Here is a 9,600-nt window from a genome sequence, read left to right as displayed (position 1 = left end):
ATAACCACACCTACGTGTATCTCTCTCGGAACCTCGATTTTGTATGCCTTCTTGTACTTCGTATCGACTATAACGACACCCCCCAGCAGGCTAGCTGCCACGTTGTCGTAATGGGCTACCCCCGAGACAAACCTCTCTCCTTCACCGGCTAGCCCCAGTACCGTCTCCTCGTCTACAGAGCCAGCGATGAGAGACAGCGCGAACGCGGCTCCGGCCGCCGTGGCGCCAGAGCTCCCCAGGCCGACTGAGACGGGGACGCCCTTCCTCACGTAGATCTCGATGTCGCATGAACTGAGCCACTTGAACTTCTCGAGGGACTTCACGGCGACAGCGTAGGCGTTGTTGCTACTGCCGGCGAGCACCGGTACGTCCGAGTATACCCGCACTACACCGCTACCCGGCGAGACCTTGACGCGGACTAGGTCGTGTAGACCCGACAACGCCACGGCGAGTACGTCGAACCCGGGGCCCAGGTTTGCTATAGAACCGGGAGACTTGACTACGGCTTCACGATCACACACATAGGGTGCACTACGTTTCACCTCGTTAAGCGTTTAGAGAGACTACTTACGCGGCGGCTTAAAAACCTTACCCGTTTAGGCAAACACCCCACATAATTCCCATCCATCAAACGTAGCAACATACCCTTGTCTAGGCTCACATTCTGTGAGCTATGTATTTAACTCGCTCGGTCGATAACCCCTTCTCGGAGCACCTTATGCTTAAGTACGCTATTGAAGTCCTCGACGTGAGGAAGACCTACCGCCCGAGAGTGGGGTTGCGGAGTAGGGCGGTTGTCGAGGCGTTGAAAGGGGTTACCGTCAGGGTTCGCAAAGGCACGATTCACGCTCTACTAGGCCCCAACGGGGCAGGCAAAACAACGTTAATCAAGATCGTAGCCACCCTTCTAGCCCCTGACAGCGGGGCTGTATACGTGGGTGGGTACGACGCCGTTAAGGAGGCTAGTCGGGTAAGGGAGATCATCGGGGTAGTCCTAGACGTGAGTAAGGGGTTCTACGGGTCTCTCACGGGCTTCCAGAACCTCGTCTTCTACGGTCTATTGAAGGGTTTCTCGATGGAGGAAGCGCGAAAGAGGGCGAGAGAGGTGATCGAGCTGGTCGGCTTAGATGAGCAGAGCGCTTTCAAGAAACCCTATTTCTCGTACAGCCTGGGTATGAGGGCTAAGCTGAGCCTGGCGAAGGCGCTGTACACAGACCCGGAAGTCTTGCTGCTGGACGAGCCCACACTAGGCCTGGACGTGCCCAGCGCTATGGAGGTCAGGAATATGCTGGTCAAGTCGGCGAGGGCGGGGAAGACGATACTGGTCACGGGGCACAACATGAGAGAGATCGAGGAGATAGCCGACGAGGTTACAATAATAAACAGGGGAGTCGTCGTCGCTCAAGGCGGTATCCAGGACTTGAAGAGGTCGCTGGGCCTCGTCAACATCCTGTACCTAAAACTCCGCGAAGAGGGCTCTGGCAAGTACCTTGCCCACATAGAGTCGAGCCTGCAGGTGGCTAGGACGGAGGTCTCGAGGAGTAGCGGGGAAGTGGCCGTCAGGGTCTACGTTAGAGACCCGAGAGATAAGATTATGGAGACCATTACGAGGATCCTCAGCGAGGACCCCCGTCCACTGATCGACTTCTCTATCGCAGAGCCGTCGTTGGAGGACGCATACCTAGCGGTAGTCGGGGGCGACCGGCCACGGTCCTGAACCTCTTTAAAGCCACGGTATACAGGGAGGCTTTGTGGTTTAAGAGGTACTTCTCCGACTACCTCGGTCTGTGGTTGACCCAGGTCGGCTTCGCCGTCGGCGTGTTATTGACGCCCGCTTACATCTACGGTTCGCAGAGCGTGGTATCGAAGGCGGGGGAGCTTTTCGGGGTAAGGCCGGCCTTCACAGACCTGCTCGTATTCTCGATGGTCTTGTCGGCGCTGCTGGGCGTCGTCGCGATAATCATTGGAGACATGGTGGGCACCCTCTACTACGAGTTCAAGATCGCGGAGTCTACGGTGCTGATCTTTGAGGCCACTGGTCTGACGCAATACATCGTGGTCAACGCCGTGGTGAGGTCCATCGTGAACACCCTGCTATCCTCGATATACCTCCTCCCAGTTCTCGGGGCGTTGAAAGGGGCCAGTGGACTGATCACGTACCTCGTGGTGGTTATGGTACTTGTCCCCGCCGGGGTGACGCTCGGTCTTCTGGCTAGCATAGTCGGGCTGTCAGTGATATACTTTGTCGACGTCAGAAGGCCGTGGTCTATAGCGCAGCTGTTACCGCCGGTCATACTCGCCTCGAGCGGTGTCTACATACCTGTCCGCATGATACCGCTGGCTTTGAGAGTCGTAGGCTACATCACGCCGGTGCCTTTTGTTGTCGAGGCACTACAGTGGATCACGCTGCTCTTCGACGAGTCGAGGATAGCCCAGTACCTGCTCTTCCTAACTGCCATCTACGCACTCTACGTGACGGTCTCCGTTCTCGCGATAAATAGAGTGGACAGGGTTGTCAGGAAATGAGCCTCGTCAGAGAAGTTAGAAGGTCTCTGCTAGTGGGCTACGGGATGTTTAGGATGCACTTGACGAGCTACCTGTCTTCCACGCTAAACGCGCTCCTCTGGATGACGTTGTTCTTGGCACCCTCCGTGCTCTTTAGTGGCGACCCGCTTTCAGCATTGCTCTATTTGACCCCTCCCGTTATCGGGGTGAACATCGTGCTGTTGAGTATAGGGCAGAGCCAGGAGTACGTCACGTGGTTGAGCGAGGGCGGGGAGCTAGACGACCTAAGACTGGCAAACATCACGCTATGGAAATACGCGGCTGCCACCTTCCCCTTCGACTTCCTGGTAGTCGGCTTCGCGCCGTTCCTGCTCTCAGCCCTCCTGCTATCATGGTACCTAGGTATAGCACCCACGTGGCTGTTCAGGCTGAATGCGGCGCTCTTCGCACTGTCTATACCCGTCTTAATGGCCTCGGACCTACTAATGGCCTCGTTGATCGGCCTGCTCTACTTGAAAAACCCGCTTGCGAGGGCCGTGAGCCAGGTCATCCAAATATTGTTCGTAGTAGTCCTCTTTTTACCCCCAAGATACCTGCCTGAACAGTACATGGCACTCCTAGTCCCGGGCCTCGTGGCGGTGGAGCTGCTCAGGGCCTCCTTCGGGTCTAACACGATCTCTACTAGCCTACTCGTGTCAATGAGTATACCGGCCGTCATATCATACCTACTCCTATCACTCCTGGCTTCAAGGCTTGTCGAGAAGCACTTCTTGAAGTTCGGGGTCGAGACGAGGTACTAGCAGCCCCCCGCCCGCAACATAGTGCAAGTCGGCTTGGACCAGCCCTCCAGCGCTCGCGGCTACAAAAACGTACCCGGCCCTCATACCACGTGGAGACGGGTGGCGCGGCGATCTCGCGGACTCGACCGCCCCCTCTCCCTTAGTCCACAAAGCGCGGGAGGGGGCGGACTCCCCCGTGTAGTAGTGAGGCCTGTCCGAGAAGAAGACTGTTAGGTCTACTTACCGCACCGTTTTTAAAGGTGCACTCAATCCCGTTATTTGGTGCACTCGGATGCACATACCCGACGGCTACTTGGACTTGTGGTCTAGTCTAGCGACTTACGCGTTAGCGGGCATATACTTCATCGCTTCCACCAAGCTCAAAAAGCTCAGGCTCTCCCCCAGCGAGGTCTCCGAGGCGACGGCGTTGGCAGCGCTCATCTTCGTCGCGCAGATGCTGAACTGGCCCATACCAGGAGGTACCAGCCTCCACTTCGTTGGAGGGGCCCTAGCCGGTATTATTCTCGGGCCTTTCAAAGGCAGCCTGGTCATCGCAATAGTTCTCCTAGTCCAGTGCCTTGTCTTCCACGATGGTGGTATAACTGCCTTGGGAGCCAACGTCATCAACATGGCTATAATAGACGTTTGGGCCGGCTACCTGGCCTACAGGCTAGCGTACAAGGCCCTCTCGCCGAGGCTAGGCGACGCCGAGTCCGGGTTCGTCGGAGGGCTTATAGGCGGCTGGCTCGGCCTGACGCTCGCGGGTATTGCCTGCGGTGTGGAGATCGGGCTCTCACCGTCGTTCCCCTACGGCGTATTCATAACCGTACCGATAATGGGCGGCTGGCACGCTGCCCTGGGGGTTGTCGAGGGGGTTATAACAGGGCTGGTCGTCTACTACCTGAAACTCAGGCACCCCGAGGTGATCAAGTCGTGAAGAAATCGGTAGTACTACTGGTAGTGCTATTGCTGTTATCGCCGGTATTCGGTGTTTACCTGGCTAACATGGTGGGGTACCACGAACCCCTGGACATCGCGGGCGAAAAACTGAACTTGACAGACATCTCTGACGAGATCAACTGGACCTTCCTAAAGGACTACACAGTACCAGGCCTGCCCGAATGGCTTGGTTACATAGTCTCCGGAGTACTCGGAGTCGCCTTGATCTACTCTATAGGGCTGCTGCTACGTAAAGTAGCAGAGAGGAAGAAGTAGCGTGAGCTTGCTATCCGAGTTCTTGAAAGCCGCGTCGAGGGTTCTCGACGAGGCGTACGCGGGCACGGACAAGTCTTTCCCTCACCCGGGAGCTTTTTTCTTAATGTCCCTGGCACTCTCCTTCACGTCGGCCGTCCTCAACTCGCCCGTTCTCTGGATAGCAAGTGGTCTCTACTCCATCACGTGGGGTATTGTACTGAGGCCCAGGCTGAAGCCTTTGCTGAGTATAACCTCTATAACGCTGCTATTGGCGCTGGTACCCGGTGTACCCATTCTTTTCACGGGGTTTGATGCGCTTAAGTACCCCGTGCCAGTGGAGTCGCGGACGCAGGTTTTCGCGTTTTTCGTGGCTCGCGTCGCGCTGTCTCCGATGCCATTAATAGTCTCCCTCACAGGGTTTGGCTGGGCCAGCATATCGGCGAGCCTCCGAGGTAGTAGAGTACTCAGCAGGTATGTTAGCAAGGTCGACTTCTTCTTACTCAACACCAGGCACCTCACGGTAGTCTTTGCGGACTACCTAGCTGCACGCGAGTCGAGGGTCGTGTCGAGGGCGAGGTCTACCCTTTGGAGAGCCCTAGCCATGACGATCGCGGACATAATAGGGAAGTTCACAGTGGTATCAAGAGACCTGGTCAAGGCGTACGAGTCCAGGTGTGTTGAGAATTGCTGAGGCTGTCCGGCGTCTGGTTCAAGTACCCGGGTTCGAAGACCTACGTCCTCGAAGACTTCAGCCTCGAAGTGGGCGGTGGCGAGTTAGTGTTGTTGACGGGCCCAAACGGCTCGGGTAAGACCACTGTGCTATTGATCGCGGCCGGCCTCCTCGAGCCGCAGAAGGGGTCCGTCGAGTTCGAGGGCAGGCCGCTGAAAAAGCAGCTACCCGAGGCTAGGAGGCACATCGGGCTTCTGTTCCAGAACCCGGAGGTCATGTTGTTCAACCCAACCGTCTACGACGAGGTCACGTTTGTACCAAGGCAGCTCAGCAGGGACAAGAGCTGGATCGACAAGGTGGCCAGAGACTCGATCAGGACCGTTGGGCTGCCGGAGACGTTCTTGAACAGGAGGGTTCAAGAGCTCAGCTACGGCGAGAAGAAGTTGGTCGCCCTCGCCTCCGTCATCTCGTACAGGCCTAAGATACTCCTACTAGACGAGCCCTTTGAAGGGCTCTCGCGTAGGGCGCGGGAGAGAGTCGCGTGTGTCGTTAAGGAGGCTGTGAGGAGCGGTTCCGGCGTGCTCCTGGCCTCGCACGAGCCCCCTCCAGAGCTGGCGGGGGTTGCCAGTAGGGTTGTCGACCTGGGGAGTAAAAAATCTCTAGAGGATCCTGTCCAGGGCCTCAACGATAGCGGGTGCTATGCTGACCCTGCTGATAGGGCTTAGAACGGTGTTCGTGCCCACGAGCTCTTTTAGGCCGAGTCTCATCAACTTGCTGTAGGCGTCTCCTACCAGGAGAGGGTGGACGGCTGCGACGTAGAAGTCTCTAGCCCCTAGGCTTCTGAGGGCTTTGACGGCTTCGACGATCGTCCCTCCAGTGCTGATTATGTCGTCGACTATCACCACGTCCTTACCCTCGACTTTAACCCCCCTCGCCTCTACTACGACCTTTTCGGCTGTCAGCCTGGTCTTCTCCAACACGCTGTACTCCAGGCCGCCGAGCTCCTCCGCCATCACCTTCGCCCACTGCTCCGCCTCCTCGTCCGGGCCTATCACCACGGCGTTTGTCAGGGAGTAGTGTTTCTTCAAGTACTTGCCCAACTCCCTGACACCGGTTATGTTGTGGAAGTTGGCTCCGAACAGAGAGCTCGGGTCGCTAATCCTGTGGAGGTGCATGTCCACGGTCACGATGTGGTCGACGCTGACCGTTTTGAACAGCTTGGCAAGGATCTGTATGCTCACCGCCTCGCCTGGGTTGAACCTGCTGTCCTGCCGGGCGTAGCTCATGTAGGGGATGACGGCGACGACCCTCCGCGCCCCCAGGTCTCTGAGGGTGTCGAGTGTGTAGAGGGTCTCGATAATAGCCTCGTTGGGCTCCCTCTGAAGCGAGTTGACGTAGACCACGTCCCTCCCCTGCACGTCGCTCAGTACACGTATGTAGGTCTCGCCGTCGGGGAACTTCTTTACCTCCACAGTCCCCAGTTCAAAGCCTTTTAGCGAGGCTATCTCCACTGCGAGGTAGTCCCCGTTTCTGCCCCCTAGAACAAGCGGTTTCAAAGTCCCACACTCTTTTAATAACAGATTTCCCGAGGGGGGACTAATAAACGCTGGTCGGGGCGTAGAAGCCCGGCTTTGGATAGTAGTAGCCGAAAGGACCGGTAGACGTGTAACATACCCCCCGTTGGTGTCTCAACGCAGTGCTGTGTCTGAGCTACGCTTGGCCCCTCTCAAAGTCGGTGTGCTAAGCCGACGTAATGCCGAGTGGAGGTGTACAGGGTTTGGGGAAAAATCAGTTGTATCCCAGGGTGACCTTTGCGTAAGCCCAGACAGCCGTGTTAACAGACACGGCGATCTTCGCCCTGTACTGCATCGTGTACTTGACGAGGTCTTGCGAGCCGGTCCAGGTCATCCCCTGTATTGGCGTAACATATACGTACGCCCCCGTCCTGAGGTTCTTGTACCCGAACGTGTAAGTGGAGGTCGGGGAGTTGACCTGCCTTAGAGAGTTACCGTATAAGAGGTTGTTGAAGAAGTCCACGGAGTAGCCTATAGCCGTGTACAGAGTCCCGTTCTTCTTGACTCCAAGGTAGTCCACGTATATGTAGTTAGCAGTGTTGTACAAGACGTAGTACTTGTAGAAGTCGGGGTAGCCGTCGCCGTCGAGGTCGGGGGCGTTGAGCCTGACCACGACTCTCCCGTTAACGGAGTCGTAGTAAGCGTACGCGATCGTGTACCTGGTGTTGTAGTAGTTCTTCCCGGTCGCCGCGAAGTAGTCGTCGGCGAACAGCCCGACATGGCTGTCACCGTACCACATGTCGCTCCAGGTACCCCAGTAGACTGCGGGGGCACCTACCCCCATGAAGACCTTGTTACTGGTCTTGTTGTACATGAACACGTAGGGCGCGGCGCCGCCCTTGTCGTCTATGAAGGCGAAGATGTACGGGTTGTATATAATCGTCTCGTTCCTCCCGTCCCAGTCGAAGTCGCCGATCATGTAGGAGGCCTGGGTTACCAGGCCTTTCCTGGTCGAGTCCAGCCACTTAGCTGCCTGCAGAAGGACGTTGACGAGCCGCAGGTGGTTCCACACGTTCAGGCCCCAGCCCGCTACGTCGTACATGCCGTCTTTGTCCCAGTCGCCCCCGTCGTGCCAGGCCGTCTCGTACAGCATGGCGTTAGCTACAGCTAGCGCGAGCCACCACAGCTCGTTCTTGGGGGTGGAGTCGAACAGCCCTCCTGGTGCCAGTAGCCTGTAGATCACGGTGTTGTTCGGCGACCCGTTGAAGCTGGTCTTGCCGAAAACGTCCCCGAAGGGCATGATAGTGTCGGGTAGCACGTAGTTGGGGGAGGTCTGCCCGCTACCATACCACGCGAAGCTCTTCTCGGTCGAGGTACCCCAGTACCAGCCGTCGTAGGCCCTCCTGTAGTCGTAGGGGTAGTCGTGCACCCACGTCTTTAGGTATGCGTAGGTGTCGTAACCACAGTAGAAGCCCGTGACAGGGGTCCAGTAGCCGTTTCTCAACCAGTTGACTACGTCGTCTGTTGTCACGACCTGGATCCACGGGTGCATGGCTATCCAGGTCAGGCTGTTGTTATACCTGCCAGGGTTGTAGGGGTCCCACCCCGCTATGCCCGCGGCCTTCTCCCAGTCGTCGGCGTACACGAATATCATCTGCTGGTCGCTGTTGGTCGCGGCCCAGATGTACTTCCTCCTCAGGTCGATGTTCAGCCCACCGTCCGTGTTCGAGAGTAGTAGCTGCTGGGTGTCCCAGTCTATGAACAGGACGTACAGTGTTCTACCCGCCGTCTTCGTGGTGTCGTACTGGTGGGGCTTGTACTTGTTGGTGCTGGGGCTCCAATCGTCGTGGTGCGTGTTGCCGTCCAAGATCACAGCGTAGTAGTACTTGCTGAGAGTGTAGGCGATACCCGTCCTCTCGTCGTCCCACGTCCTCTCGGGCACCCACGCCGTCAGCGGGGTGTACCCGAACACCTGCTGGATGTACCACTTGGTGAAGTTCGCGGAGGGGTCGTTGAAGTTGTCGTAGAAGTAGGCGGTTATGTGCTCAGCCCACACTCCGCCTATGGGAACCACCACTCCTCTCGAGATCAGGTTTTTGATGTAGCTAATGAAGCCCGGGTCCCACCACAAGAAGCTGGCCATGAGCGTCCCGCTCATGTGTATGGTCACGGGTATCCTGCGGCCGGTCCTGTTGGTCAAGTAGTCGTGGACGTACAAGATGTAGCCGTAGCTGTTGATGCTGGACGGGTTGTTCAGGGCCCTGTTGTCGGTCAGGTGCTGGTTGCCGTGGTGAACGACGACCACCTTGGCGGTGCCGCAGTACTGGTCGCTGAAGACAGCACCGCTCCACTCCGCCCTACCGCTCCCGACGCTTATAGTGTTGGGCATTACGTCGGAGACCTTGCTCACTCCGTTGTAAACCACCACAGTGGCGACCTTGGCCCACACCCTGGTAGTCGAGGTCCAGCCGTACTGGGCTAATAGGCTCGTTGGAATCGCGATCTCCACGAGGTCCCACTGGCTATTGAAGGCCACGCTCAACCCTGAGTTAACCAACACCTTGTTCCAGTTGTAGTCGTAGACCGTGTAGTGGGTCGAGTCGTATATAGCGATCGCCAGGACCCAGTTGTAGTCCGGGAGGTGGATCCCGTAGCCCTGGTACTGGACGAAGTCTGGCACCCACGCCTGGTAGCCCGGGGCACCGGCCCAGCCTATCATGATGTATATGTTGAGCGCGTCGTTGACGCTCCCGTAACTAGCCGTCTCGGCCCCGTAAGATAAGTCTAGGAAGTCGAGCCTCATGAAGACGTACGACGTGCCCACCAAGTAGTACCACGCAAGTAGGTCTCTGCTAGTAGACCAGTCGGGTACACCGTCTAAGAGGTCGCCGGCCGGGTCGAGCGCGTGGCATGAGGTGTAAGGCCAGTCGAAGCCCAC

The 9,600-nt window shown here is 57.3% G+C and carries 9 protein-coding genes and 1 pseudogene; 7 read left to right on the top strand and 3 right to left on the bottom strand.

Annotated elements, in window-relative coordinates; genetic code table 11:
- Positions 1 to 521, bottom strand: a pseudogene (locus ACP5VX_RS02330) (homoserine kinase); the annotation flags it as partial.
- Between the two features lie 197 nt (positions 522 to 718).
- Between ACP5VX_RS02330 and ACP5VX_RS02325 the strand changes: the two are divergent.
- The 7 genes from ACP5VX_RS02325 to ACP5VX_RS02295 all read left to right on the top strand — a co-directional run bounded on the left by ACP5VX_RS02325 (position 719) and on the right by ACP5VX_RS02295 (position 5,873).
- Positions 719 to 1,717, top strand: a complete 999-nt coding sequence (locus ACP5VX_RS02325) for an ABC transporter ATP-binding protein (RefSeq protein WP_428724292.1) — start codon at positions 719 to 721, stop codon at positions 1,715 to 1,717.
- 32 nt (positions 1,718 to 1,749) lie between these two features.
- Complete coding sequence (locus tag ACP5VX_RS02320; protein WP_428724291.1) at positions 1,750 to 2,526, top strand: hypothetical protein; 777 nt, start codon at positions 1,750 to 1,752, stop codon at positions 2,524 to 2,526.
- Entirely contained in the window at positions 2,523 to 3,305 is a 783-nt protein-coding gene (locus tag ACP5VX_RS02315) for a hypothetical protein (RefSeq protein ID WP_428724290.1), read from the top strand. Before ACP5VX_RS02320 ends, ACP5VX_RS02315 begins: the two co-directional genes overlap by 4 nt.
- Positions 3,306 to 3,576: 271 nt before the next feature.
- Positions 3,577 to 4,221 (top strand): energy-coupling factor ABC transporter permease, encoded by a 645-nt coding sequence (locus ACP5VX_RS02310; protein WP_428724289.1) that lies wholly within the window; start codon positions 3,577 to 3,579, stop codon positions 4,219 to 4,221.
- On the top strand, positions 4,218 to 4,499 hold the full coding sequence (locus tag ACP5VX_RS02305; RefSeq protein ID WP_428724288.1) for a PDGLE domain-containing protein: 282 nt from the start codon (positions 4,218 to 4,220) through the stop codon (positions 4,497 to 4,499). Before ACP5VX_RS02310 ends, ACP5VX_RS02305 begins: the two co-directional genes overlap by 4 nt.
- A gap of 1 nt (position 4,500) precedes the next feature.
- Positions 4,501 to 5,169 carry a hypothetical protein gene (locus ACP5VX_RS02300; RefSeq protein ID WP_428724287.1) on the top strand — a complete coding sequence of 223 codons (669 nt, stop codon included), beginning with the start codon at positions 4,501 to 4,503 and terminating at the stop codon, positions 5,167 to 5,169.
- On the top strand, positions 5,163 to 5,873 hold the full coding sequence (locus tag ACP5VX_RS02295; RefSeq protein ID WP_428724286.1) for an energy-coupling factor ABC transporter ATP-binding protein: 711 nt from the start codon (positions 5,163 to 5,165) through the stop codon (positions 5,871 to 5,873). Before ACP5VX_RS02300 ends, ACP5VX_RS02295 begins: the two co-directional genes overlap by 7 nt.
- Here ACP5VX_RS02295 and ACP5VX_RS02290 read toward each other — a convergent pair.
- The gene (locus tag ACP5VX_RS02290; RefSeq protein WP_428724285.1) at positions 5,808 to 6,704 is read right to left on the bottom strand and encodes a ribose-phosphate diphosphokinase; all 897 of its coding nucleotides are present in this window, start codon (positions 6,702 to 6,704) and stop codon (positions 5,808 to 5,810) included. The two genes, ACP5VX_RS02295 and ACP5VX_RS02290, sit on opposite strands and share 66 nt — an antisense overlap.
- Positions 6,705 to 6,936: 232 nt before the next feature.
- Positions 6,937 to 9,600 (bottom strand): glycoside hydrolase (locus ACP5VX_RS02285; RefSeq protein ID WP_428724284.1); only part of this gene is annotated, 2,664 nt, incomplete at its 5' end.

Origin of the sequence: Thermogladius sp. (assembly GCF_049970955.1) — an archaeon.
Classification (GTDB): domain Archaea; phylum Thermoproteota; class Thermoprotei_A; order Sulfolobales; family Desulfurococcaceae; genus Thermogladius.
Note: the sequence above shows the minus strand (reverse complement) of the source record. Positions and strands in the feature narration are given on the sequence as shown.